General features: G+C 71.0%; 22 protein-coding genes. 13 read left to right on the plus strand and 9 right to left on the minus strand.

Annotation, left to right across the window (positions count from 1 at the left end; genetic code table 11):
* Positions 1-39: 39 nt before the first annotated feature.
* On the plus strand, positions 40-1,395 hold the full coding sequence (locus ACFYQ5_RS19815) for a transglycosylase family protein (RefSeq protein WP_389199026.1): 1,356 nt from the start codon (positions 40-42) through the stop codon (positions 1,393-1,395).
* Here the strand turns inward: ACFYQ5_RS19815 and ACFYQ5_RS19820 are convergent.
* From ACFYQ5_RS19820 to ACFYQ5_RS19845, 6 genes are all read right to left on the minus strand, one after another.
* Positions 1,365-2,495, minus strand: coding sequence for a DMT family transporter (locus tag ACFYQ5_RS19820; protein ID WP_389199028.1), 1,131 nt, complete (start codon positions 2,493-2,495; stop codon positions 1,365-1,367). The two genes, ACFYQ5_RS19815 and ACFYQ5_RS19820, sit on opposite strands and share 31 nt — an antisense overlap.
* A 220-nt stretch (positions 2,496-2,715) precedes the next feature.
* A complete protein-coding gene (locus ACFYQ5_RS19825) occupies positions 2,716-3,171 on the minus strand; it encodes an ATP-binding protein (RefSeq protein ID WP_389199030.1) in 456 nt (151 codons plus the stop codon).
* 99 nt (positions 3,172-3,270) lie between these two features.
* The gene (locus tag ACFYQ5_RS19830; RefSeq protein ID WP_389199031.1) at positions 3,271-3,714 is read right to left on the minus strand and encodes a response regulator; all 444 of its coding nucleotides are present in this window, start codon (positions 3,712-3,714) and stop codon (positions 3,271-3,273) included.
* Positions 3,711-5,339 (minus strand): CHASE3 domain-containing protein, encoded by a 1,629-nt coding sequence (locus tag ACFYQ5_RS19835; protein ID WP_389199032.1) that lies wholly within the window; start codon positions 5,337-5,339, stop codon positions 3,711-3,713. Before ACFYQ5_RS19835 ends, ACFYQ5_RS19830 begins: the two co-directional genes overlap by 4 nt.
* Entirely contained in the window at positions 5,336-6,562 is a 1,227-nt protein-coding gene (locus ACFYQ5_RS19840; RefSeq protein WP_389199034.1) for a PP2C family protein-serine/threonine phosphatase, read from the minus strand. The genes ACFYQ5_RS19835 and ACFYQ5_RS19840 overlap by 4 nt, the downstream gene beginning before the upstream one ends.
* Before the next feature lie 150 nt (positions 6,563-6,712).
* Positions 6,713-7,609 (minus strand): RNA polymerase sigma factor SigF, encoded by an 897-nt coding sequence (locus tag ACFYQ5_RS19845; protein WP_389199036.1) that lies wholly within the window; start codon positions 7,607-7,609, stop codon positions 6,713-6,715.
* A 564-nt stretch (positions 7,610-8,173) separates the two neighbouring features.
* On the opposite strand from ACFYQ5_RS19845, the gene ACFYQ5_RS19850 reads away from it, so the two are divergent.
* The 3 genes from ACFYQ5_RS19850 (at position 8,174) to ACFYQ5_RS19860 (ending at position 10,779) form a co-directional block, all read left to right on the plus strand.
* Positions 8,174-9,664: an SDR family NAD(P)-dependent oxidoreductase gene (locus tag ACFYQ5_RS19850; RefSeq protein WP_389199037.1), complete on the plus strand. Its 1,491-nt coding sequence runs from the start codon at positions 8,174-8,176 to the stop codon at positions 9,662-9,664.
* 381 nt (positions 9,665-10,045) lie between these two features.
* Positions 10,046-10,219 (plus strand): hypothetical protein, encoded by a 174-nt coding sequence (locus ACFYQ5_RS19855; RefSeq protein WP_389199116.1) that lies wholly within the window; start codon positions 10,046-10,048, stop codon positions 10,217-10,219.
* A 410-nt stretch (positions 10,220-10,629) separates the two neighbouring features.
* Complete coding sequence (locus ACFYQ5_RS19860; protein ID WP_389199039.1) at positions 10,630-10,779, plus strand: carbohydrate-binding domain-containing protein; 150 nt, start codon at positions 10,630-10,632, stop codon at positions 10,777-10,779.
* Between the two features lie 90 nt (positions 10,780-10,869).
* Here ACFYQ5_RS19860 and ACFYQ5_RS19865 read toward each other — a convergent pair whose 3' ends face one another.
* Genes ACFYQ5_RS19865 through ACFYQ5_RS19875 form a run of 3 tightly spaced genes read right to left on the minus strand, consistent with a single transcriptional unit; the run spans position 10,870 to position 13,702 of the window.
* Entirely contained in the window at positions 10,870-12,330 is a 1,461-nt protein-coding gene (locus ACFYQ5_RS19865; protein WP_389199041.1) for a lipase maturation factor family protein, read from the minus strand.
* A 29-nt stretch (positions 12,331-12,359) separates the two neighbouring features.
* Positions 12,360-12,869 carry a DUF1990 family protein gene (locus tag ACFYQ5_RS19870; protein WP_389199042.1) on the minus strand — a complete coding sequence of 170 codons (510 nt, stop codon included), beginning with the start codon at positions 12,867-12,869 and terminating at the stop codon, positions 12,360-12,362.
* Positions 12,866-13,702 (minus strand): YndJ family protein, encoded by an 837-nt coding sequence (locus ACFYQ5_RS19875; RefSeq protein WP_389199044.1) that lies wholly within the window; start codon positions 13,700-13,702, stop codon positions 12,866-12,868. Before ACFYQ5_RS19875 ends, ACFYQ5_RS19870 begins: the two co-directional genes overlap by 4 nt.
* Before the next feature lie 139 nt (positions 13,703-13,841).
* Here ACFYQ5_RS19875 and ACFYQ5_RS19880 point away from each other — a divergent pair, with 139 nt between their 5' ends.
* The 9 genes from ACFYQ5_RS19880 to ACFYQ5_RS19920 all read left to right on the plus strand — a co-directional run bounded on the left by ACFYQ5_RS19880 (position 13,842) and on the right by ACFYQ5_RS19920 (position 24,185).
* Positions 13,842-15,908: a SpoIIE family protein phosphatase gene (locus ACFYQ5_RS19880; RefSeq protein ID WP_389199046.1), complete on the plus strand. Its 2,067-nt coding sequence runs from the start codon at positions 13,842-13,844 to the stop codon at positions 15,906-15,908.
* Positions 15,909-16,028: 120 nt separating this feature from the next.
* A complete protein-coding gene (locus ACFYQ5_RS19885) occupies positions 16,029-17,387 on the plus strand; it encodes a wax ester/triacylglycerol synthase family O-acyltransferase (protein WP_389199048.1) in 1,359 nt (452 codons plus the stop codon).
* A gap of 94 nt (positions 17,388-17,481) precedes the next feature.
* Positions 17,482-18,450, plus strand: a complete 969-nt coding sequence (locus ACFYQ5_RS19890; protein WP_389199108.1) for an aldo/keto reductase — start codon at positions 17,482-17,484, stop codon at positions 18,448-18,450.
* Between the two features lies 1 nt (position 18,451).
* Complete coding sequence (locus ACFYQ5_RS19895) at positions 18,452-19,318, plus strand: amidohydrolase family protein (RefSeq protein WP_389199050.1); 867 nt, start codon at positions 18,452-18,454, stop codon at positions 19,316-19,318.
* A gap of 55 nt (positions 19,319-19,373) precedes the next feature.
* A complete protein-coding gene (locus ACFYQ5_RS19900) occupies positions 19,374-20,234 on the plus strand; it encodes an Fpg/Nei family DNA glycosylase (protein WP_389199051.1) in 861 nt (286 codons plus the stop codon).
* Positions 20,235-20,297: 63 nt separating this feature from the next.
* Positions 20,298-21,050, plus strand: coding sequence for a LytR/AlgR family response regulator transcription factor (locus tag ACFYQ5_RS19905; protein ID WP_389199053.1), 753 nt, complete (start codon positions 20,298-20,300; stop codon positions 21,048-21,050).
* A gap of 62 nt (positions 21,051-21,112) precedes the next feature.
* The gene (locus ACFYQ5_RS19910) at positions 21,113-21,475 is read left to right on the plus strand and encodes a hypothetical protein (protein WP_351271132.1); all 363 of its coding nucleotides are present in this window, start codon (positions 21,113-21,115) and stop codon (positions 21,473-21,475) included.
* Positions 21,472-22,962: a cation acetate symporter gene (locus tag ACFYQ5_RS19915; protein ID WP_389199055.1), complete on the plus strand. Its 1,491-nt coding sequence runs from the start codon at positions 21,472-21,474 to the stop codon at positions 22,960-22,962. The genes ACFYQ5_RS19910 and ACFYQ5_RS19915 overlap by 4 nt, the downstream gene beginning before the upstream one ends.
* Positions 22,959-24,185, plus strand: a complete 1,227-nt coding sequence (locus ACFYQ5_RS19920) for a sensor histidine kinase (protein WP_389199057.1) — start codon at positions 22,959-22,961, stop codon at positions 24,183-24,185. Before ACFYQ5_RS19915 ends, ACFYQ5_RS19920 begins: the two co-directional genes overlap by 4 nt.
* The last annotated feature ends 16 nt before the right edge of the window (positions 24,186-24,201 follow it).

The raw sequence follows: 24,201 nt of genomic DNA on the forward strand, positions 1-24,201 counted from the left end.
CTTGCGACGTGTCCTATTTGCCAGTGGGGGAGCCTGATCATGGCCGCGAACGGACGGCACCGCAGATATCAGCCCAGCCGGATCAATCGTGTTTCGCTCACGGTGACGGCGGGAGGCGCGGGCATCGCGCTCCCGCTCCTCACCGCTGCCTCGGCGGGCGCTGCCACGTCAGACGTATGGGAAAAGGTCGCCGCCTGCGAGTCGACCGGAGACTGGCACATCAACACGGGCAACGGCCATTACGGGGGCCTGCAGTTCACCCGGTCGACCTGGGCTGCCTACGGTGGTACGGCCTACGCGGCACGGGCCGACCTGGCGACCAAGGACCAGCAGATAGCCGTTGCCGAGAAGGTGCTCGACGGGCAGGGGCCGGGAGCCTGGCCGACGTGTTCCGTACGGGCAGGCCTGGAGAAGGGCGGCGACGCGCCCGACACCGCCCCGCAGCCGACGCGCCGGGCCGCCGACGAAGCCGGCCAGGACAAGGCGTCGGAGTCCGGCTCCCCTGCGAAGAAGGCCATGCGTGAAATCGGTGGGGCGAAGGCGACACCGACCGCCGTGCCCGGACAGCACGAGTCCTACACCGTCGCGCGCGGTGACTCGCTCTCCGGTATCGCGTCCGCCGAACAGGTCCAGGGCGGCTGGCAGCGGCTGTACGCGGCCAACCGCACCGTGGTGGGCACCGACCCCGACCTCATCATGCCGGGACAGCGGCTGAGCCTCGACGTGGCCGCGACGCCGCCGACGGCTCCGAAGCAGAGGGCCGCCCCGAAGGCCACCACTCCGAAGGTCACCACTCCGAAGGCCACGGAGAAGGCGGCACCCAAGGCCACTCCGAAGGCCACGGAGAAGGCCACGGAGAAGGCGGCACCCGAGACCGCTCCGAAGGCCATGGCGAAGCCCGCCGCTCCCAAGGTCACGGCGAAGCCCAGGACCGCCGCCCCCAAGAAGGAGGCGAAGCCCGCCCCGGCCCAGAAGCAGGCTTCCAAGCAGCGGACCGGCCTCACAACCCCCGTGTCGGCTGGCACCGGCACGCCGTACCACCAGGCCGGTTCATGGTCCAGCGGCTATCACACGGGCGTCGACTTCCCGGTCCCCACCGGCACCTCGGTCAAGGCCGTGGCGTCCGGAACGGTGGTCTCGGCCGGCTGGGCCGGCGCGTACGGCTACGAGATCGTCATCCGGCACATGGACGGCAAGTACAGCCAGTACGCCCACCTCTCCTCGCTCCATGTGCGCGAGGGCCAGCAGGTCGGCAGCGGCCAGCGGATCGCGCGCTCGGGATCCACCGGCAACAGCACCGGACCTCACCTGCACTTCGAGATCCGTACAGGCCCCGGCTACGGATCCGACATCGACCCCGTGGCCTACCTCAGAGCCGGTGGCGCCAGCGTCTGAACGGCCCCTTCCCGGCCCTCTGAGTCACCCCGGCGAGCCTGGCCGGCGGCAGGCCGACTGCCGCCGAACTCCAGGCGCCCGCCGGCGTGGTCCAACGGCAGGGTCAGCGGGAGGGAGAGCGCCGTGGGCGCCGGGAAAGGGTCCGGCAGCACCGCCACCCCCTGGGGGGCGGCGGGCTTCGTCGGCTCCGGCAGCACCATGGTGCGCGGCCCGCCCGTGTCCTCGGCCGGGGCGTCGGTGTCCGCTGCCGCCATCCGCTCCTGCGTGCGCCGCTCCGCCCCCACCCGCTCCGTCGTCAGCAGCACCAGACCGGCCGCCGCGAGCGCACCGCAGCCGAGGGCGAGCAGAGAGCCCGCCAGACCGTAGCGGAACTGCTCCCCGAACATCGTGAGGCCCACGGCGGCCGCCACGACCGGGTTGACCACGGTGACCGTCGCGAGCGGTGCCGTCAGCCCGGCGCCCCGGTACGCGGCCTGGGAGAGCAGCAGTCCCGCGGCGGCGAGCCCGGCGATCACCAGGAGCGTCGGCAGCCCGGAGGTCACCGAGCCGGAGGTCCACTCCATCGCCACGGTCTTCGTGAACACCGACGCCATCCCGAAGGCGACACCGGCGCCGGTGGCCAGCACCACGCTGTGCAGCATCGGCCGGCGCAGGCCCCTGGCGAGAACGATCAGGACGACCACGGCACAGAGCGTCCCGGCCGCCAGCGTCAACTGCTCCGGACCGGCCAGCGTGTGGGACCCGGCACTCCCGGTGAGAGCCAGCAGCCCGGCCAGACCGACCGTGGCCATCAGCGCCCCGCGCCAGGCGGTCCGCCCCGCCCGACGGCGGACGAAGAGCGCCGCCATCGGAAGCGCGAAGACGATCGTGAGGGCTCCGAGCGGCTGCACGAGACTGAGCGGCCCGTACGCCAGTGCCACGACGTGCAGCACCGCTCCCACGCCGTTGAGCGCCACCGCGATCCACCAGGTGCCGTTGCGCAGCGGTGCGTACGGTCGGCTGTCACCGGCCGAGGCCACGCGCTCCTGAACGATCGCACCGGCCGCGTAGGCGACCGCGGAGACCAGGGACAGCAGCACGGAAAGCGCGAGGGAACTCATGTACACCACGATGTCCCGTCGGAGCCGCCGAGTCGTCAGCCCGGAGGCGGCGATTCGACGTACTGCTCCAGTAGTACGTCCATCACTCCAGGGTCCTCCTCCTGACGGTAGTCCTTCCAGCGTGAGGACTCAGAAGTTCACCGGGGAGGTTGACGTGGAGCCACGGTCTGGTCACGCCAGGTGCGCGGCATCGTGCCGGACACTCCGGCCACGAGGCCGTTCAGGTGCTGAGCGTGAACTCGGCGCGGATGCGTTTGCCGACGGGAACCCGCTCGGCCGTGAGCCGGTCGCAGAGCGCGACCACGATCTCCATGCCGTGACCGCCGAGGCGGGCCGGGTCGGGGGAGAAGAGCACCGGGAGCGCGGTGCTGCTGTCGTACACGGTGACGGTGATGCGGCGGGCGTCGCCCTCCAGCTCCAGCAGATACGGACCGTGGCTGTAGCGATCGGCATTGGTGACGAGCTCGCTGACCGCCAGCATCAGATCGCTGCGGGTGTGCTCACCGAGCACCGCGAGCCACTCCGCCGCCAGCCGCGCCAGGAAGCGGTCGGCGAGCGCACGGGCCTGCGCTATGCATCCGGGCTCGCCGTCGAACACCTCAGCGGTGAGCAGAACCTCCATGGACGGGGACCCCTGGAAGGGGTCGTCCGGCCGTGAGGTGGCCTGTTCTTTCATGTGCTCCAGCCAGGGCGCCGCAGGGGGAGGTCTTCGACCTCTTCTCGGCGTTCGTCTACCCGCGTCGAGAGATCCCACTCCGGGAGATCCCTGCAGATCTTACGCACGAGGAGGCAGCCGGACCACGCTCACGAAGAAGTCGTCGATCTGGCGTACCGCTGCGATGAACTGCTCCAGGTCGACCGGCTTGGTGACGTAGGCGTTCGCGTGCAGTTTGTAGCTGCGGAGGATGTCCTCCTCGGCCGACGACGTCGTGAGGACCACGACCGGGATCAGTGCGAGTTCCGGGTCGGTCTTGATCCGCTCGAGCACCTGCCGGCCGTCGTACTTGGGCAGATTCAGGTCGAGGAGCACAAGGTCAGGGCGCGGGGCGTCGCCGTACTCGCCCTGACGGTAGAGGAAGTCCAGCGCCTCCTGTCCGTCGCGCACCACATGGAGGGTGTTGCGGATCTTGTTGTCCTCGAAGGCCTCACGGGTCATCAGTTCGTCGCCGGGGTCGTCCTCGACGAGCAGGACCTCGATGGGCTTGACGGGGTCGTTCACGGGGTGTCTCCCGACCGGGGGGTGAGCGGGGCGGGGGCGAGCAGCTCCGCCGTGGTGTGCGTGGGCGCCTCAGGGAGGACGGGCAGGGTGAAGTGAATGAGTGTGCCCTCGGCCCGTTCCGGATCCAGCCAGATCCGGCCACCGTGGAATTCGATGATCTTGCGGCAGAGGGAGAGCCCGATCCCGGTCCCCTCGTACTCGTCACGGGCGTGCAGGCGCTGGAAGATGACGAACACCTTGTCGGCGAATTCCGGCGCGATCCCGATGCCGTTGTCGGCGACCGTCAGATGCCAGTTCTCGTCCTCCCTGACACATTCGACGGTGATCCGGCACGGCACATCGGTCCGGCGGAACTTGACGGCGTTGCCGACGAGGTTCTGCCACACCATGGTGAGCGACGTCGAGTCACCGAGCAGTTCCGGCAGCGGATCCTCACGTACGACGACGGCTCCGGACTCCTCCACGGCCAGGGTGAGGTTGGACAGGGCCCGGTCCAGGGCCGTATCCAGGTCGACGGGTCTCCAGCTCTGCCGCACCCGGCCCACCCGGGAGAAGGTCAGCAGGTCGTTGATGAGGACCTGCATCCGCTTGGCGCCGTCGACCGCGAAGTCGATGTACTGCCGGCCGCGGTCGTCGAGCTCCGAGCCGTACCGCTTGTCCAGCAGCTGGCAGAAGGACGCGACCTTCCGCAGCGGTTCCTGGAGGTCGTGGGAGGCCACGTAGGCGAACTGTTCCAGTTCGGAATTGGACCGGCGGAGTTCCGTGGTCTGCTCGGCCAGCAGGGTCTCCCGCTCCTGGGACTCGGCCAGCTCCGCGACCAGACGCCGGCGCATGTCCTCGGCCGCGGCGGCCACCGCCCTGACGTCCGACGGGCCCCGGACCTCGATCCTGCTGGTGAAGGCGCCCGACCTCACCTTGTCCGACGCCTCGGTCAGCGCGTACAGCGGCCGGCCCACCATGCGCTGCAGCAGCAGACTGAGTGACACGACGGCCAGCACGAAGCCGATCAGCAGGGCGATGAGCACCCGGTCACGGGTGGTGCGCGCGTCATCGAGCCCGGCTCGCGCGTGGTCCCGTGCGTCGTCCAGGTGGCTCTGCTGGGCGCTGTACATCACGCGCAGCGCGTCGAACTCCTCCTTGCTCCGCAGGATCGGGACCGAGGACGCGCCGGTGGGCCCGCTCGCCCGCACCGTGGCGATCAGCGGCTCGGCCCGCAGGGTCCGCCACTGCTGGGAGGCCTTCTCGATCCGTTGCAGATCATCGAGGTAGGGCTGTTCGTCGCCGATCAGCGAGCGCACCCGGGCCAGATACTCCCGCTCGGTCCGCACGCCCGACTCGTAGGGCTGCAGGAACGAGGTGTCACCGGTGAGCGCGAAGCCACGCACCCCGGTCTCCTGGTCCACGAGCGAGTTCTGCAGCTGGAACGAGGTGGAGCGGGCGGGCTGGATGCGGTCCACCAGATCCGTGGTCCGGTCGGAGATACGGGAGAGGACGATCCCGCCCACGGCGAGGCATCCGCAGACCACCAGTACGAAGCCGGCCAGAATCAGATGGACCCAGTTCTGCACCGACAGCCGGGATATCCGGCTCGTCGGTCCCACCGTGGACCTCTCCTCCGCGCTCAACTGCCCGTCTTCCAGCCCAGATGGAGGACGGCGACGTCATCGGCCAGTCCGCCGTAAGGGGAGGCGCTCTCGGTGGCCTCGGCGACCAGCGCGTCGACGAACGCACGGGGTTCGAGCGCGCCGTACCTGCCGGCCATGGCCAGCAGACCGTCCTCGCCCAGCCGGGAACTGGGCCCCGTACGACCCTCGAACAGGCCGTCGGTGAACAGGACGAGCTCGCTGTCGGGGAAGAGCTCCAGCTCCGTGATCGTCCAGCGGCCGGCGCCGGGCAGGAGCCCGAGCGCCATGCCCGCGTCGGGCTCCACCCAACTGACCTCCGCGCCGCGCCGCAGCAGCAGCCCGGGGTGACCGGCCCGCGCGACGAGCACCCTGTCCCTGTCGGGCGGGAAGACGAGCGTCGTCACGGTGGCGAACACATGGGGGTCCGACCGCTCGGCGACGAGTATCCCTTCCAGCAGACCGATCTTCTCGAGCTGCGTGACACCGGTCAGTACGGCCGTGCGCCAGGCGACCCGCAGGCAGACACCCAGGGCGGCCTCCGCGGCACCGTGCCCCGAGACATCGCCGATCACCGCGTGCATCGCGCCGTCGGCGGTCTGCACCACATCGTAGAAGTCGCCGCTCAGCAGCCCGTGGGCGCGCCCGGCCTCGTAGCGCGCGGCCACCTGGAAGCTGTCGTCCAGCAGCAGCGGAATCGGCAGCAGCGCACGCTCCAGACGGGCGTTCTCCTGAGCGATCAGCCGGCTGGTCCGCATCGCGGACGCCGACCGCTCGGCGTGCTTGCGCTGTAGGGCGTAGCGGACCGCACGGCCCAGCACCTCGGGATCGATCCGGCCTTTGACGAGGTAGTCCTGGGCGCCCTGCGCCACCGCGGACAGCCCGGTCTCCGACTCGTCCAGGCCCGTCAGCACGATGACGGCCGCGTCAGGCGCGGACTCGACGAGCTGACGGACGGCGTCGAGACCGTTCACATCCGGCAGGTGCAGATCCAGCAGGACACAGACCGGGGTGTCGCAGTCCAGCAGGAACCGCCGCGCCTCGGCCAGCGTCTTGCACCAGGTGAGCGGGGCGTCCAGCTCGCTGTCGGTGAGCAGCTCCTCGACCAGGAGTGCGTCCCCGGAGTCGTCCTCGACCAGGAGAAGCGCCGCGTCGACGTCCCAGACGGACGCGGCAGTGGCGATCGGCACCTTCTGCTGCTGTGGAACCCCACCCAGCTGCTGCACGCGCGCAGAGGTGTCCAACGGCGACTCGGCCACACTCCACCCCCTCCGACGGACGGCACGGGAGACCCTCGGCCGTTTCGGCGTGAAGCATATGTGACTGAGGCCCGGCCACCAGGCCGGGCCTCAGTCCTCACGCGCGTACCGTGTCGATCAGGCTTCGACGCTCATACCCTGGCGCAGGCGCTGGACGATCCTGCCGAGCAGGCGCGACACATGCATCTGGGAGACGCCCAGCTCCGCACCGATCTGCGCCTGAGTCATCTCCTGGCCGAAGCGCATGCGGACGATCGTCTGTTCCCGCTCGTCCAGCTGTCGCAGCAGCGGAGCCAGGGTGTGCAGATTCTCGACGCTCGCCATCCCCGGGTCGTCCTCGCCGAGAAGATCGGCGTACGCGCGCTGTTCGCTGCCCGACTCGCTGTCGGCGCTCGGGGTGTCCAGCGAGCCCGCCGAGTAGCCGTTGGCGGCGACGAGCCCTTCGATGATCTCCTCCTCGGGGAGGTCGAGATGCGCGGCGAGCTCCGCGACGGTCGGGTCGCGGTCGAGCTCCGCCGACAGCTGCTCCTTGGCCTTGGCCAGCTCGACCCGCAGCTCCTGCAGCCGTCGCGGCACGTGCACGGACCAGGTCGTGTCGCGGAAGAATCGCTTGATCTCACCGACGATGTACGGCACCGCGAACGTCGCGAATTCGACCTCGCGTGACAGGTCGAACCGGTCGATGGCCTTGATGAGGCCGATCGTCCCCACCTGGATGATGTCCTCGACGTCGTCACCGCCCCGGTTGCGGAACCGGGAGGCGGCGAAGCGCACCAGCGAGAGATTCATCTCGATCAGCGTGTTGCGCGCGTACTGGTACTCGTGGGTCCCCTCTTCGAGGACCTGGAGCCGGTTGAAGAAGAGCTTCGACATGGCTCGGGCATCCTGCGGTGCCACCTTGCCGGCGTCCTCGATCCAAGGCAGCGCGGCCGCGTCGGAAACCGCCCCCGCCTCGTCGCGCCGCGTAGCCGCTGCGCCGATCGCTTCGGTGGTTCGCACTGACATGGCCGTCATGGTGTCACCCTCCCTGGAGTCCGATGCAGTGACGGGCGCATGCCCGGCTATGCGGAAGTAATGCCTCCCAGCGCCGAAGTTTTTGGTGAAGAGGCAGGGCGGGGCGGGACGAAACAGACTGCTGTAACACAGCGTGACCGCGTGGATGGGTTGTGTTACTCGTTTCGACCGCGGTGTGAGCCCCGGCCTCGTTCCGGGTGGAGGGGCAGCGGTCCGTGAGCGCTACCGGCACGGCGACCGCGAGTCTTCGCGGACCTGAATGCGAGCGGGGCGGTCGGCGACACCGTCCTGGCGTTCTGCGTCGGAGCAGCCCTCATGGTGGCCGGGGGTCAGGTCGTGTTCTTCCTCGCCGTGCCGGCCGGGCAGGAGTCGATCGAGGACATCGCGCCCCCCTCTCGGTCAGCGACGACGGGGGATGGCGGTCGAGCGGAGCAACGCCCGACTCATGGCAGACTTGACCGGGGCATCCGGCCCGTGCGCGCCTGCCCTCGCCGGCTCCCGGCCGGATCACTCCCCACCGAAGCCCGAACAGCGGCATGAGTGACGAGTGACAGAGGAACGGCAATGACGGTGACAGAGGACAGCCAGGAGTTCGCTCCCGGTATCGACGAGTTCGGTCCCGGTATCGACCCGGAGCGGCTGGCCGTCTGCCTGAGCGTGCTCGACGAGCTGGACTCCATCGAGGTCGACCACCCGGATGCCGTCGCCGTGCGCCGTGCCACCGCCGGTGTCTACCGCACCGTGAAGCAGCGCCGCCGCCAGGAGCGTCGCGCCGCCAAGACCGCGCACGACAAGGCCGTCACCGAGGCCACGGCGACCGGCTCCGCCGAGCGCATCGACGACGAGACGCAGGGCGTCCTGCCGTCCTCCTCGGCCGGTGCCGAGATCGCCGGCATACTCCAGCGCCCCAGGTCCTGCTACATCTGCAAGACCCGGTACGTCGAGGTGGACGCGTTCTACCACCAGCTCTGCCAGCAGTGCGCCAAGGAGAACCGAGGCCGGCGCGAGGCGCGCGCCGACCTCACCGGGCGCCGGGCCCTGCTCACCGGCGGCCGCGCCAAGATCGGCATGTACATCGCACTGCGGCTGCTGCGTGACGGCGCCCACACCACCATCACCACCCGCTTCCCCAACGACGCCATCCGCCGCTTCAAGGCGATGCCGGACAGCGACGAGTGGATCCACCGCCTGAAGATCGTCGGCATCGACCTGCGCGACCCCGCCCAGGTCGTCGCGCTCGCCGACTCGGTCGCCGCCGAGGGCCCGCTGGACATCCTGATCAACAACGCCGCGCAGACGGTCCGCCGCTCCCCGCAGGCCTACAGCGAACTGCTCGGTGCCGAGTCGGCACCGCTTCCCGCCGGTGAGCTCCCTGCCGCCCAGGTCATCGGTACGTTCGGCAGCGGCGCCGTCGACCGGGTCGCCGCGCTGCCCGGAGCCCGTCAGGAGGACCGGGGGCTGAGCGCGCAGGACGTCACGGACCTCGCCCTGGTGACCGGTTCCGCCTCGCCGGCCCGCATCGCCGCGGGCACCGCGATCGACGCCGGAGGTCTGGTCCCCGACCTCCATGACACCAACAGCTGGATCCAGACCGTAGAGGAGGTCGAGCCGATCGAGCTCCTCGAGGTGCAGCTCTGCAACTCCACGGCCCCCTTCATCCTGATCAGCCGGCTCCGCCCGGCGATGGCCAGGACGGAGTCGAAGCGTGCCTACGTGGTGAACGTCTCCGCGATGGAGGGTGTGTTCAGCCGTGGCTACAAGGGCGCGGGGCACCCGCACACCAACATGGCCAAGGCCGCGCTGAACATGCTGACGCGCACCAGTGCCCAGGAGATGTTCGAGAAGGACCGCATCCTCATGACGGCCGTCGACACCGGCTGGATCACGGACGAGCGGCCGCACCCCGACAAGATCCGCCTCGCGGAGGAGGGTTTTCACGCCCCCCTCGACCTCGTCGACGGAGCCGCCCGCGTCTACGACCCGATCGTGCGCGGTGAACACGGTGAGGAGCTGTACGGCTGCTTCCTGAAGGATTACGCCCCTGCGGGCTGGTGAGCTCGGGCGGCTCCGCGCCTCCGGTCCCTTGCTCATGCCTCCAGCCCCCTTCGCCACCTGAGTGACAGGCGGCACAGCGGCGGCCCCGTGGATCACGGGGCCGCCGCTTTACTGTTGGCTGAAAGTGACCCAGGCCACACGTTCTGTCGAGCGGGATGGTGCTCATTTGGTTAGGCTGGGGTGAACGGACGCCACCAAGGGACCCACGAAACTTCCTCGGCCGTCCTGGGACAGGTCTGTAAGCAGCCCGCCGTCCCACCCCGTACCGGCGCCACCGCGACCGAACTGTTTCTGCCCCTGCCCCGCAGAGGGCGGTCGACACGGTTCTCACAGCCGCAGCGTCGCCACCGCCCGGGGTTACGCGACACAAAGGAGTCCGCGGTGACACCTGAAATGACGAAGACCGAGACGCGCCCGGCCGGACTGGCCGAAACGCAGACCCGTAGGCCCGAGAAGCTCCGGAACATCGAGGTCTGGGCCCGGTCGGCACCGATCAGGCTGGCCGGCTACGAGGATGATCTGGCCGAGCCGCACATCCTGCCCGGAATCGACTGATCGCCCCGCGTCTGTTGGACCAGCACCTCGGTCCCTGCCCCCGTCTCCGGACGGGGGCAGGGGTATTTCGAGCCACCGGCCGGTCCTGGTGCCCCTGTGTATCCAGGGCGTGGCGCGCGTGCGAAGCGGCGACAATCGGGCCTCATGTGGTCAGTGACGCGTCGCCCTGCCGGGGGTCAGACACGCAGATGTGGCCCGGTGGCGGTGTGCGTCGGACATCCACCGCACTCTGACAACGTTGTCGAGGGCAACGGCAACGACTTCGTGATGCGAGGCGTGAACCACGCCCACACCTGGTACCCGAGCCGCACCGGCGCGATCGGCGACATCAAGGCCAAGGGGGCCAACAATGGGGTGACCGCCTGTTCAACGGGAACAACGGCATCGCGTCGACCGCCCGCGAGGCGACCGTGTACGGCGGTGGCGGCAGCACTGGTTCCGGAACGGCGCCGAACGGCTATCCCTACTGCGTCCAGGGCGGCTCGACCGACCCGGACGGTGACGGCTGGGGCTGGGAGAACAGCCGGTCCTGCGTCGTGCCCGGCTGCCAGGCCGACTGACCGCGCGAGTGCCGTCGTCCCGTCCCGGGTGCGTCAGGGGCGGGGCGGCGGACCGTGCGCCCGCTGCCCCGTCCGCGCGGACCACGGGTCTCAGCGGTGGCCGTCCCCGTTCCCCGGGGTGCGCCCGTCCGGCCGGAGCGGAACCGGCCGGGCCACCGGCCGCATGAAGTCGCGTACGTACGTCCGGTCCCACCAGCGTCCGGTGGCCCGCAGCTCCTGCCGATCGGTGAACCGGTAGTGGAAGACCCTGGCCCGGATGTGGGCGGGCGGGCCGCCGGGAAACGGGTTGTGGCCGAGCAGTCGCAGGGTGTCCCGGTCGCCTTGCAGGAGCCGCTCGACGAACGGACCGAACCAGGCCCGGGCGTACGCGGGGGAGAGCGCCGCGAACCACATCATCCAGTCCAGCCGAAGATGGTATGGAGCGAACTGGCGCGGCAGCCTGCGCGGATCACCGGGCTTGCCCCGGAAGCCGTACTCCAGCCAGCGCGTCCCCTCGTGGAGCACCGCTTCGTCGGTGCCCTCCACCACCACCTCCAGCCGCATCCTGCTGATGCTCCCGAAGGCCCCGTAGGTGTTGACCAGGTGCAGCGGGTCGAAGGACCGGTTCATCACCTGGCGGCGGGACAGCAGATTGCGCGCCGGTCGGTAGCTGAGCGCCAGGACGAGGACGGTGACCGCGATGACCACCACTTCGTACCAGAGGGGTGACCCCGGCTGGGCGGGCGGCGGGCCGGCGATCGGTGACCAGTCGACCGCGGCGAGGGCGATCACGATGGTCAGCCAGTTCAGCCAGGCGAAGTTCCCCGACAGGACGAGCCACAGCTGGGTGATGACCATCAGCCCCGCCGCGACGCTCGCCACCGGCTGCGGGGTGAACAGCAGGAACGGCACCACGAGCTGGGTGACATGGTTGGCGGCGACCTCCATCCGGTGCACGGGCTTCGGCAGCCGGTGGAAGAACCAGCTGAGCGGTCCCGGCATCGGCTGGGTCTCATGGTGGAACTCCAGACAGGTCAGCCGTCGCCAGCACTCGTCCCCCCGGATCTTGATGAGGCCGGCGCCGAATTCCACCCGGAAGAGCAGCCAGCGCAACAGCCACAGCACCAGCACCGGTGCCGCTGTGTCGCCGTTGCCGACGAACACGGCGAGGAAGCCCGTTTCCAGCAGGAGCGACTCCCATCCGAAGCCGTACCAGACCTGGCCGACCTGGACGATCGACAGGTACAGCACCCACGGCACCGCCCACAGGGCCATCGCGGCCCCCAGCGGCACGTACGCGTCCAGGCCGGCCAGGAGGGCGAGCGACACCGCGGCGCCCGTCCAGGCGACCAGCGCGAAGAAACGGTCGGAGTAGTGCAGCCGGAAGAGCCCGGGCGCGCCCCTCCACGAGGTGCGCCGCAGGAGGTCGGGCACGGGGAGCATGCCCCGGGAGCCGATCAGCGCCCGGAACTGGAGCGCCGCGCCGACGAACGCGACCAGGTAGACGACGGCGAGCGCCCGTTGGAAGATCAGCCTGCTCAGCCAGTAGCCATCTGCGGTGAACCACTCCATCGCCTCCAGTATCCGGCGCGCCCCGCCCGTCAGACAGCCGACACGACCCGGCGCAGCACGGTGGCGAGCCGACGGGCGTACCACCGCTGGACCATCGGGACGAGAGGACCGGCCAGGCGGGTGTACCAGGAGGCGGGCCGTGAGAACGCCACGACGGTGAACCACACCGTTCCGTCGTCCGCCAGGTCCACCACGAAGCTCTCCTCCCCGCGCTCCGGATGCCGCACCAGGGTGCCGTACGCGAAGCCGGTGCGGTCCCTCTCGTACGCGGTCCAGACGATCTCGCAGGGGGCGGTGAGGCGGAGCGGTCCGATGCCGGCCGACACCTCGACGGTGACGCCGGCGTCCGCCCGTGCGGCAGAGGCGTTCACCCGGGCCCCCGAGGCGCGGTGCATGCGCCACTCGGTGACGGCGGCGCCCGCGGCTTCGAAGTCCGCCCTGCCCCTTCCGACCGCGACGCGGTGGCGCAGGTGGTTGTAGCCGTCCGGGAGCGGTCCGAGCCGGGTGGCTCCGACCTCGGGGTACGTCAGGGTGCTCATGCGGTCCTGCCTTCCGGGTGGTTGAGGTCCTGGAGCCTGCGCCGGGCGAGCAGCGCGCAGAGTGCGAAGCCCAGCGCGTTGCCGAGCCCGTGCGTGGCCGCCATCCAGGTCAGGGTGGGATGCGGCAGCCCGGTGACCTCACCGAGCGCCCAGCTCAGTGCGAGCACCATGGTCCCCGCGAGTACGCCGGCCGATACGGCGAGCAGCACGCGGGTGACGCGGTCCCGCCCGCAGGCACCGGCGGTACGCCAGGTCAGGAGGGCTACCGTCCACATTCCCGCGGTGAGCAGGACCGCCCCGGCCAGTTCGACCCAGTCCCCGGTGAAGTAGCCGACGAGGACGAGCAGCGTGCCGAGCGGCACGCTCAGGGCTGCGAACCGGCTTGCCCCGCCGTCCTCCGCCCGGCAGACGAGACCTGCGACGAGGGCGGCGGCGAAACCGGCGAAGTGGAAGTGGGGCACGGTCAGCGCCAGGATGCCGAGCCCGAATCCGAACAGTTCGTGGCCGGAGCGCTCGGCGACGAGGGCGAGCGCGGCGACCGCAGGGGTGACCAGCGCGGTGAGCAGCGCGGCTTCCGCCGGGCGTGCGCTGTGTGTACGGGCGAGGCGCCGGGGCGCGTGGGCGGCGAGAAGCAGCGTCCCCACCGCGTAGCAGAGGGCGAGCGTGGTGGCGGCGCCACCACGTGGCAGCCACAGGGACACGGTGCCGGGCACCGCGAAGAGCGGCCACAGGCGTCGTATCCGGTCGAGCGCGGGGTCGCCGACGAGGCCCAGGCCCAACGGGACGATCACCAGCATGCCCAGCATCACGATCAGTCCGACCACTACGGACATCGTGCCCACCCCCTCCATACGTGAGAGAAACCATGAATTGAACATGTTCAATTCATGGTCGAGCACAGGGGTCGCGTTGAACGCGTTCAAGATGCCGGTTCGATGGAGGAATCGGATAAATGATGGCAGAGTTGCCCACATGGATGATCGGGTAGCGGGTGCCCTGTCACTCCCGGACGACTGGCCCGCCCACCCGGACCTCAGCCTCGCCCTGAACCGAATGGGCAGCTTCGACTGGGATCTGGACAGTGGCCTCATGCACATGGACGAGCCCGCCCTCGATGTGTTCGACCTGCACCCCGAGGAGTACGACGGCCGCCCGGCGGCTCTCGCGCAGCGTGTTCCCGCCGACGAGGCGATCCGGCTCGACGGCATGGTCTCGCAGGCCCTCAAGGGCGGCAGCAGTAACTACGGCGTGTACTTCCGGCGGACGCGGCGCGACGGCTCCGTGTGCTGGACCCATACGCAGGGGTTCATCCGCCGCGACGGCACCGGGCGGCCCCGCCGCATCATCGGGATCATCCGGGACGCCACCCAGGAACTGGCCGAATCCACCGCCCGCCGGACCGTCGACGAGGAACGGCGTCGCCGCACCAGCCTGGTCGAGGGCACCACGGCGGCGCTGGCCCACGCCCGGACGGTCAAGGACGTCACCGACGTGCTGAAGAACTCCCGGGGCCTGGCCAACCTCGGTGCCACCAGCCTCGTCATGGGGCTGCTCGAATCCGGGCGCATCCATCTGGTGGCGGACGGTCCGGAAGGGGCGTACGTGCAGGGCACCCGCTACACCCGCACCGACGAGCCCTATCCGATGAGTGAGGTGATCCGCACGCTCACGCCCCGTTTCATCGAGACGCCCGAGGACTTCGCCGCCTCGTACCCCACCCTGTGGCCGCACATCAGTCACCTCGGCATCACCGCCGCCGCCTATATGCCGCTCATCGCCCAGGCCCGCCCGATCGGCGCACTCGGACTCCTCTACGGCAACAAGGCCGGCTTCACCAGCGACGAGCGGAACCTGCTGGTGGCCCTCGGCAGTTCGATCGCCCAGAGTCTCCAGCGGGCCATGCTGTACGAGCAGGAGCACGATCTCGCCGAAGGGCTCCAGCAGGCGATGCTGCCGCGGCGGATCCCCGACGTGCCCGGGGCCCAGGTCGCCGTCCGCTACCGCTCGGCACGGCTCGGCAGGGACATCGGCGGCGACTGGTACGACATCATTCCGCTGCCGGGCGGCCGGGTCGGCGCCGTCATCGGTGACGTACAGGGGCACGACACGCACGCGGCGGCCGTCATGGGGCAGCTCCGGATCGTGCTGCGCGCCTACGCGGCCGAGGGGCACAGTCCGGCCACGGTCATGGCGCGGGCGTCCGTCTTCCTCCACGAACTCGACACCGACCGCTTCGCGACCTGTACCTACGCCGAGGCCGACCTGACCACCGGAGTGGTCCAGATGGTCAGGGCCGGGCATGTCGATCCCGCCCTGCGGGACGTCGACGCGAGCTGCCGCAGACTGCCGGTCGACGGCGGGCTCCCGCTGGGGCTCTCCGCGGAGTTCGGGCAGCTCGAGTACCCCGTCAGCACCATCGATCTGGACCCGGGGCAGACGATGATCCTCTACACCGACGGCATGGTGGAGCTGCCCGGTACCGACCTCGACGAAGGTATGGCGCTGCTGGTCTCGACGGTCCGCGACGGTCCGCAGGACCTCCAGAGGCTTGCCGACCGGCTCTGCGCCGTCGTCGACGAGCGCGGGGGCGAGGACGACATGGCGGTACTGCTGCTGCGGCGCAACGCGGCCCACGCCCCCCACCCGGGCGGCCGGCTCCAGCAGCACGTCGCGCAGAACGACCCGGAGGCGCTGACCTCCGCCCGCCACATGATCCGGGCGGCGGTGCGCGCCTGGGGGGCGAAGGGCCGGGCGGACGATGTCGAGCTCGCGGCCGACGAACTGATCACCAACGCGCTGATGCACACCGACGGCGGCGCCATCGTCACCATCCGGGTGCTCACCGGACCCGAACGCCGCCTCCGGGTCGACGTCGAGGACCGTTCCAGCGCGCTGCCGCGCCGCAGGGACGCGGGGGAGTCCGGAGTCTCGGGCCGCGGGCTCATGCTCGTCGACCGGCTGGCCGACATCTGGGGAGTCGAGCCCCGGGGCAACGGCAAGTGCGTGTGGTGCGAATTCCTCACCCCGGTGCAGCGGTAGCGGCCCGGCCTCGGCACCCTGAGACTGTAACAGTACGTAACATGTCCTCACTTGACCGTAACCGACCCTGCGGGATTGACTGCGATCCCGCGGATCCGCTGTCGACGACGCGAGGCCCCGTTGAGTACCGAGCTTCTGGCACCTCTTGATCTGGCTTTCTGGCACCTCGAATCCGACACCCATCCGATGCATCTCGGCGCGCTCGCCGTCTTCGACCCGGTGCCCGGCGTGGCCCCGCAGGACCTGCTCGAGCTGCTCGGCGCCCGTGCGGCCGCCATTCCCCGGCTGCGGATGCGGGTGCGCGACGTCCTGCTGCCCGTCGGCGGTGCGGCCTGGTTCACCGACAAGGACTTCGACGTGCACCGGCACGTCAGGCGGGTCGTGCTCCCCGCCGGCGACTTCATGACGGAGACGACCCGGCTCGCCGGGGCACTCATGGAGGGGCCGCTCGGGCGGGGCCTGCCGCCCTGGGAGATGTACCTGCTCGACAGCCCGGGTGACGGCCCGTTCGCCGTACTCGTGAAGCTGCACCACGCGCTCGCCGACGGGATGCGGGCCGTCGCCATCGGCGCGGGGATCTTCGACCAGATCGCCTCCGCCGGTGCCGGCCGTGGCGCGGTACGCCGCCGGACACCTGTACCGCCCCGCTCCTGGCCGCCCGGCCCGTACGAAGCTGCGGGCATGGCGATGGGCCGCCTCGGGGACGTCGGCCGGGCACTGGGGGTCGGCGCCTCCGTCGTACGCGCCAGCCGCCTCGACCTGCGCGCCACCACGGCTCTGACCGCGCGCTCCAGCGGTACGCGCCGGCTGGCCACCGCCGAACTCGACGCCGAGACGGTGCAGCGCGTCCGGCGCACCGAGGGCGGCACGGCCAACGACGTCCTGCTCGCGGTGGTCGCCGGTGCGCTGCGCCGCTGGATGATCGAACGCGGCGAGCCGCTCCCCGGGGCCGACCCGCGCGCCCTGGTCCCCGTCTCCCGGCGCCGGCCCGGCGGAGCGGCCACCGGCAACAGGCTCTCCGCCTACCTCCTCGGACTGCCCGTCGGCGAACCCGACGCCCGGGAACGGCTGCGCCTCGTGCGCACGGGCATGGACCGCAACAAGGCCGCAGGGCCGCTGCGCGGCGCGGGTGCCGTCGCCGTACTGGCCGACCAGCTGCCCGCCCTGGCCCACCGGTTCGGAGCGCCACTGGCGGGGAACGCGGCGCGGATGCTCTTCGACATCCTGGTCACCAGCGTGCCCCTGCCCCGCTCGGCCCTCTCGCTCGGCGGCTGTCCGCTGCGCGCCGTCTACCCCATGGCGCCGCTGGCCCGCGGCCAGTCACTGGCCGTCGCCCTGTCGACGTACGGCGGACGTGTCCAGGTCGGACTGGTCGCCGACGGAAAGGCGCTGCCCGATCTCGACCGGCTGGCCTCCGCGGTCCACGAGGAGCTCGACGACCTGCACGCACTCGTGCCCACGGTGCCCGCCCCGGCGTGAGAGCGGATCCGCCGGATCCTGTTGACGCGGCCGATTGATCCGATGAATAGTCCTGTACGGACCATCAGGGATCACCGGCGGGGGCGGCATGAGCATGCGGCGCATCAGGCTCGGACACAGCGCGGTCGAGATCACCGAACTCGCCTTCGGGGCGGCGGCCATCGGCAACCTCTTCACCGAGGTCGATCCGGGGCAGGCAGCCGCCGCCGTGGACGCGGCGTGGGACGAGGGCATCCGCTACTTCGACACCGCACCGCACTACGGCCTCGGGCTCTCCGAACGCCGTCTCGGTGAGGCGCTGCGTGACCGGCCCCGGGACGCCTACGCGGTGTCCACGAAGGCAGGCCGCCTGCTCGACCCGCTGACCCCCGCCGAGGCGGCCGCCCACCACGGCCTGTCCGACGGGTACGCCGTCCCGCACACCCACCGGCGCCGCTGGGACTTCAGCGCCGACGGCATCCGCCGCAGCATCGAGGAGAGCCTCGGACGCCTCGGCCTCGACCGGGTCGACATCGTCTATCTGCACGACCCCGACGACCACGGGGAGCAGGTCTTCCGCGAGGGCTACCCGGCGCTGGAGGAACTGCGCGCGGAGGGCATGGTCGGTGCCATCGGCGCCGGCATGAACCAGACCGCGATGCTCACCCGTTTCCTGCGCGAGACCGACGTCGACGCCGTCCTCTGTGCGGGCCGCTTCACCCTCCTCGACCGGAGCGCCCTCGACGCGCTGCTGCCGGAGGCGGCCGCCCGGGGCCGCAGCGTCGTCGTCGGAGGTGTGTTCAACTCCGGCCTGCTCGCGGACCCGCGCCCCGGCGCGACGTACGACTACGCGGCAGCCCCCGCTCCCCTCCTGGAGCGGGCTCTGCGCATCCGGGGCATCGCCGAAGGGCACGGTGTTCCCCTGCGCGCCGCCGCCCTGAACCATTCGCTGGGCCACCCGGCCGTCGCCGGGGTTCTCGTCGGCACCCGCTCCCCGGACGAGGTGCGGGACGCGGCGGCGCAGCTCCGTACGCCGGTCCCGGAGGCGCTCTGGGACGACCTGCGTGCGGAAGGCCTGCTGTGACATGACGTCCCTGCCGGTCATCGACGCCCACCATCATGTGTGGGACCTCGCGGTGCGCGACCAGGACTGGATCACCGGCGAGGAACTCGCCCCCATCCGCCGTACCTTCACCCTCGCCGACCTGGAGCCCGAAGCCCGCACCGCCGGCGTGGTCGCGACCGTCCTCGTCCAGACGGTCACCGTCGCCGAGGAGACCCCCGAATTCCTCGCGCTCGCCGACGACAGCACCCTCGTCGCAGGCGTCGTCGGCTGGACGGACCTCACCGCGCCGGACGTCGCCGACACCCTCGCAGCACTCCGCGCCCTGCCCGGCGGCGGCCGGCTCGTCGGGATCCGCCACCAGGTCCAGGGCGAATCCGACCCGGAGTGGCTGCTGCGCCCCGACGTCCTGCGCGGGCTTCGGGCCGTCGCCTCCGCCGGACTCGTCTACGACCTGATCGTCCGGCCCCACCAGCTGCCCGCCGCCGTCCGCGCCGCGGCCCTGCTGCCGGAGCTCACCTTCGTACTCGATCACGCGGGCAAGCCGCCGGTGGCACGGCGGACGACGCACCCCTGGGCCGACCACCTGCGGGCACTCGCCGCACGGCCCAACACCGTCTGCAAACTCTCCGGCCTGGTCACCGAGGCCGATCCACGGTCCTGGACCGTCGAGGACCTGCGCCCCTACGCGGACACCGTCATCGAGGCCTTCGGCCCAGGCCGGCTGATGTTCGGCTCCGACTGGCCCGTGTGCCGCCTCGCCGCCGGGTACACCGATGTCCTCGACGCGGCACGCGAGCTGACCGGCGGGCTGGGGGAGGACGGACGACGGGCGGTCTTCGCAGGCACCGCGCAGCGGGTCTACGGGCTGCGGGTACCCGCCGTCTGAACACGGGCCGTGCGTCCGGCGGGCACTCGCCGGGCCGTTGCGGCACGCTGGAGCAATGCCCGAACTGCCGGAAGTCGAAGCCCTGCGGGACTTCCTCGACGACCATCTGGTCGGCAAGGAGATCGCGCGCGTCCTGCCGCTCGCGATCAGCGTCCTGAAGACGTACGACCCACCGCCCACCGAACTGCACGGCGCGACCGTGACCTCCGTGGCCCGGCACGGCAAGTTCCTCGACATCACGGCCGGCCGGCTCCACCTGCTCATCCACCTCGCACGGGCGGGATGGCTGCAGTGGAAGGACACCTTTCCCGCCGCCCCGCCACGGCCGGGCAAGGGGCCGCTCGCCCTGCGGACGGTCCTCACCGGCGGCGACGGCTTCGACCTGACGGAGAGGGGGACCACCAAGCGCCTCGCCGTCCACCTGGTGCACGATCCGGCGGACGTGCCCGGGGTGGCGCGTCTCGGGCCCGACCCGCTCGCCGACTCCTTCGACCGGGACGCGTTCGCGACGGTGATCGGCGGGGCACGCCGCCAGGTCAAAGGAGCTCTGCGCGACCAGTCGCTGATCGCGGGCATCGGCAACGCCTACAGCGACGAGATCCTGCACGTCGCGAAGATGTCACCCTTCAAGCTCACCACCAGCCTCGGCGACAACGACATCACCCATCTGTACAACGCGGTGCGCACCACGCTCCAGGACGCGGTCGAACGCTCCCGGGGCGTCGCCGCGGGGCGGCTCAAGGCCGAGAAGAAGAGCAGCATGCGCGTCCACGGCCGTACCGGGCAGCCCTGTCCCGTCTGCGGCGACACCGTATTGGAGGTCGCGTTCAGCGACTCGTCTCTGCAGTACTGCCCCACCTGCCAGACCGGTGGCAAACCCCTTGCCGACAGGAGGCTGTCCCGCCTGCTCAAGTAGCGGACCCCGCGGTCGCTCCCCGATCCGGCCCCCTCCGAACGAAAGGCCCTAAACTCCGGCCTCATGCTGCGCGTACTCGCCGTCGACGACGAAGAACCCGCTCTGGAGGAGCTCCTCTACCTCCTGCGCGCCGATCCCCGCATCCGGAGCGCCGAGGGCGCCACCGGCGCCACCGAGGCGCTGCGACGCATCGGGAGTGCCGTCGACGCCGGACCCGATGACCCCTCGGCGATCGACGTCGTGTTCCTCGACATCCACATGGCGGGGCTGACCGGACTCGATGTCGCCCAGCTCCTGGCCGGGTTCGCCGCACCGCCGCTCATCGTCTTCGTCACAGCCCACGAAGGCTTCGCCGTACACGCCTTCGACCTCAAGGCCGTCGACTACGTGCTCAAGCCCGTCCGCCGCGAGCGTCTGGCCGAGGCCGTCCGCCGCGTCGCCGAGCAGGTCGGTGAGCGTTCCGCGTCCGTCCACGACGCGGCGGCCGACCAGGTCGCGGTGGAACTGGGCGGAGTCATCCGGTTCGTGCCCGTCGACGACATCGCGTACGCCGAGGCCCAGGGCGACTACGCCCGGCTGCACACCGCGACCGGCAGCCATCTCGTCCGCATCCCGCTCACCACCCTGGAGGAGCGCTGGCGCTCCAGGGGGTTCGTACGCATCCACCGCCGCCACCTCGTGGCGCTGAACAGGATCGACGAACTCCGGCTCGACGCCGGCAGCATGAGCGTCCGCATAGGGGAAGCGGAGCTCGCCGTCAGCCGCCGCCACACCCGCGCCCTCCGCGATCTCCTGATGCGGCAGACCGGCCGCTGACCTGGCTCTACCGACCCGTCCCCCTTCCCAGACGACCCCTGCCCGGCCTAAACTCCGGCCCCATGTCCGCAGAGAGCACACCCCGGCGCGAAGTGGTCATGGGTGAGCCCCGGCGGGTACGTCCGCTGCCCCGCTACCGCGCCCAGTCGGAGATCGACGAGCAGACCGCGCTCGGCGGCGCCTACGTCCGCTCGCTGATGCGCAGCCAGCTGCGAGCCGGACTCACCGTCTTCGCCGTGCTCGCGCTCGTCGCCGGAACCCTGCCCCTGGTCTTCGAGGCGCTGCACAGCAACGCCCTCGTCTGGGCGGTGCTCGGCTTCGCCACCTGCCCGCCGCTCACCCTCGCCGCCTGGTGGTACGTACGCCGGGCCGAGCGCAACGAGCGCGACTTCGCCCGACTCGTGGAAGGCCGCCCCGCGCCGTGAGCGCCCCGGACCACCCGGCAGCGGTGGTGGCGGTCGCCCTCGTCGTCCTCGCCACCGTCCTCGTCGGCGGTTTCGGGCTGCGGATCTCCCGGACCACCTCGGACTTCTACGTCGCGTCGCGGACCGTGCGGCCGAGGCTCAACGCCGCCGCGATCAGCGGCGAGTACCTGTCCGCCGCCTCCTTCCTCGGCATCGCGGGCCTGGTGCTGGTGCACGGCCCCGACATGCTCTGGTACCCGGTCGGCTACACCGCCGGATTCCTCGTGCTGCTGGTGTTCGTCGCCGCTCCACTGCGCCGCTCGGGGGCGTACACACTTCCCGACTTCGCCGAGGGACGGCTCGAGTCACGGCAGGTGCGCCGGCTGGTCAGTGTGTTCGTCGTCGGCGCCGGGTGGGTGTACCTCGTGCCGCAGCTCCAGGGCGCCGGCCTCACCCTGAAGATCCTCACCGGTGCACCCGGCTGGCTCGGCGACGTGCTCGTCTCCTCCGTCGTGGTCGTCGCCGTGGCGGCGGGCGGCATGCGCTCGATCACCTTCGTGCAGGTGTTCCAGTACTGGCTGAAGCTCACCGCCCTGCTGGTGCCCGCGATCTTCCTCGTGCTGGCCTGGCAGGGCGACGGGCGCCCCCGGGTCAGCTTCGACGAGCAGATATCCGTCTTCCGCGCGGACCATCCGCTCTACGCGACGTACGGACTGATCGTGGCGACCTTCCTCGGCACCATGGGCCTGCCGCACGTGGTCGTCCGCTTCTACACCAGCCCCAACGGTCGCGACGCCCGCCGCACCACCGTCGCCGTCCTCGCCCTGGTCGGCCTGTTCTATCTGCTGCCCCCGGTGTACGGGGCCCTGGGCCGCTTGTACGCGCCCGAACTCATGCGTGGCGGTGACTCCGACGCCGCCGTGCTGCTGCTGCCCGCCCAGGTGATCGGCGGCCTGGGCGGTGATCTGCTCGGCGCCCTCCTCGCCGGCGGAGCGTTTGCCGCGTTCCTGTCCACGGCGTCCGGACTCACCATGGCCGTCGCCGGGGTGATCACCCAGGACGTCCTGCCCTCTCGGGGCGTACGGAACTTCCGGCTGGCCACCGTCCTGGCCATCGCCGTGCCGCTGGGCGGCTCGCTGCTGGTCGGCCGGGTGCCGGTGGCCGACGCCGTCGGGATGGCCTTCGCGGTCTCCGCCTCGTCCTTCTGCCCGTTGCTCGTCCTCGGCATCTGGTGGCGACGGCTCACCCCGCCGGGCGCGATCGCCGGGCTGCTGCTCGGCGGCGGCTCCGCGCTGCTGTCCGTGGCCATCACCGTCAGCGGCGCTGTGCGCCCGCCGGGCTGGCCACACGCCCTGCTGGCCTGGCCCGCCGTCTGGTCCGTACCGGTCGGCTTCCTGGCGATGATCCTGGTCTCCCTGGCTACGCCGGGACGGATACCGCCGGGCACCAACGCGGCGATGACCCGCTTCCATCTGCCGGAGGCGCTGACTTCGGGACGCGTGCGATGACCGGGGCCGGGGTCGCCGTCATCGCCGTGCTCGCCCTGCTGCTCTTCGGTACGGGCTTCCTCCTGGGCCGCACCGCCCGTCCCGTACGCACCAGCGATGTGGGCACGCCCGTCGAGCACGCCACCTTCGAGACCTTGCACACGGCCTCGCTCGCGGCGCCGCCGCTGCGCGCGGGACTCACCGAGGAGAGCGCGCGCAGGTCGGCGCGCCGGCTGCGCTCACTGCTCGGCACCGACGCCCTGTGCCTCACCGACCGCGACGGCGTACTGGTGTGGGACGGCGAAGGCGACCACCACGGCAAGGACGTGATGCACCATGTGCAAGGGCTCCTCGCCAGCGGCCGGGACACCGCCTTCCACAGCGACTGCGGCGACCTCGACTGCCCGCTGCGCTGGGCCGTCGCCGTACCACTGACGGTCGACCACCGGGTGCTCGGCACGCTCGTCGCCTACGCTCCCCGCGAATCGGCGGTACTGGCCAGGGCGGCGGGGGAGGTGGCCCGCTGGGTCTGCGTACAGCTGGAACTCGCCGAGCTCGACCGCTCCCGCACGCAGCTCATCGAGGCCGAGATCAAGGCCCTGCGAGCCCAGATCTCCCCCCACTTCATCTTCAACTCGCTGGCCGCCATCGCCTCGTTCGTCAGGACGGACCCGGAGCGGGCGCGCGAACTGCTGCTGGAATTCGCCGACTTCACTCGCTATTCGTTCCGCCGGCACGGTGAGTTCACCACCCTGGCCGACGAACTCCACTCCATCGACCAGTATCTGGCGCTGGTGCGGGCCCGCTTCGGCGAACGGCTCTCCGTGACCCTTCAGGTGGCCCCCGAGGTGCTTCCCGTCTCGCTGCCCTTCCTCTGTCTCCAGCCCCTGGTGGAGAACGCCGTCAAGCACGGCCTGGAGGGCACCGTCCCCCTTTCCCGGGCTCACGGTCCGGTCCGGGCGGGGGACGCCCCGATCCGCATCACGATCAGCGCGCTGGACGCGGGCGCCGAGGCCGAGGTCGTCATCGAGGACGACGGCACCGGGATGGAGCCCGAGCGGCTTCGACAGATCCTGCGCGGTGAGGGCGGCGCCTCTTCCGGCATCGGCCTGCTCAACGTGGACGAACGGCTTCGCCAGGTGTACGGGGACGACTACGGGCTCGTCATCGAGACGGGCGCCGGAGCGGGCATGAAGATCACCCTGAGGCTGCCCAAGTACCGTGCGGGCGTACACGGTTCATGACCGCTGCCCGTCCGGC

It is taken from the genome of Streptomyces sp. NPDC005794 (assembly GCF_042871445.1).
Taxonomy (GTDB): Bacteria; Actinomycetota; Actinomycetes; order Streptomycetales; family Streptomycetaceae; genus Streptomyces.

Excerpts from the sequence above, each read along its gene's own strand:
- ACFYQ5_RS19815 (WP_389199026.1), top strand. The coding sequence starts at position 40 with ATGGCCGCGAACGGACGGCACCGCAGATATCAGCCCAGCCGGATCAAT.
- ACFYQ5_RS19820 (WP_389199028.1), bottom strand. The coding sequence starts at position 2,495 with ATGAGTTCCCTCGCGCTTTCCGTGCTGCTGTCCCTGGTCTCCGCGGTC.
- ACFYQ5_RS19825 (WP_389199030.1), bottom strand. The coding sequence starts at position 3,171 with ATGAAAGAACAGGCCACCTCACGGCCGGACGACCCCTTCCAGGGGTCC.
- ACFYQ5_RS19845 (WP_389199036.1), bottom strand. The coding sequence starts at position 7,609 with ATGACGGCCATGTCAGTGCGAACCACCGAAGCGATCGGCGCAGCGGCT.
- ACFYQ5_RS19850 (WP_389199037.1), top strand. The coding sequence starts at position 8,174 with ATGACGGTGACAGAGGACAGCCAGGAGTTCGCTCCCGGTATCGACGAG.
- ACFYQ5_RS19865 (WP_389199041.1), bottom strand. The coding sequence starts at position 12,330 with ATGGAGTGGTTCACCGCAGATGGCTACTGGCTGAGCAGGCTGATCTTC.
- ACFYQ5_RS19870 (WP_389199042.1), bottom strand. The coding sequence starts at position 12,869 with ATGAGCACCCTGACGTACCCCGAGGTCGGAGCCACCCGGCTCGGACCG.
- ACFYQ5_RS19875 (WP_389199044.1), bottom strand. The coding sequence starts at position 13,702 with ATGTCCGTAGTGGTCGGACTGATCGTGATGCTGGGCATGCTGGTGATC.
- ACFYQ5_RS19880 (WP_389199046.1), top strand. The coding sequence starts at position 13,842 with ATGGATGATCGGGTAGCGGGTGCCCTGTCACTCCCGGACGACTGGCCC.
- ACFYQ5_RS19890 (WP_389199108.1), top strand. The coding sequence starts at position 17,482 with ATGCGGCGCATCAGGCTCGGACACAGCGCGGTCGAGATCACCGAACTC.
- ACFYQ5_RS19895 (WP_389199050.1), top strand. The coding sequence starts at position 18,452 with ATGACGTCCCTGCCGGTCATCGACGCCCACCATCATGTGTGGGACCTC.
- ACFYQ5_RS19900 (WP_389199051.1), top strand. The coding sequence starts at position 19,374 with ATGCCCGAACTGCCGGAAGTCGAAGCCCTGCGGGACTTCCTCGACGAC.
- ACFYQ5_RS19905 (WP_389199053.1), top strand. The coding sequence starts at position 20,298 with ATGCTGCGCGTACTCGCCGTCGACGACGAAGAACCCGCTCTGGAGGAG.
- ACFYQ5_RS19910 (WP_351271132.1), top strand. The coding sequence starts at position 21,113 with ATGTCCGCAGAGAGCACACCCCGGCGCGAAGTGGTCATGGGTGAGCCC.
- ACFYQ5_RS19920 (WP_389199057.1), top strand. The coding sequence starts at position 22,959 with ATGACCGGGGCCGGGGTCGCCGTCATCGCCGTGCTCGCCCTGCTGCTC.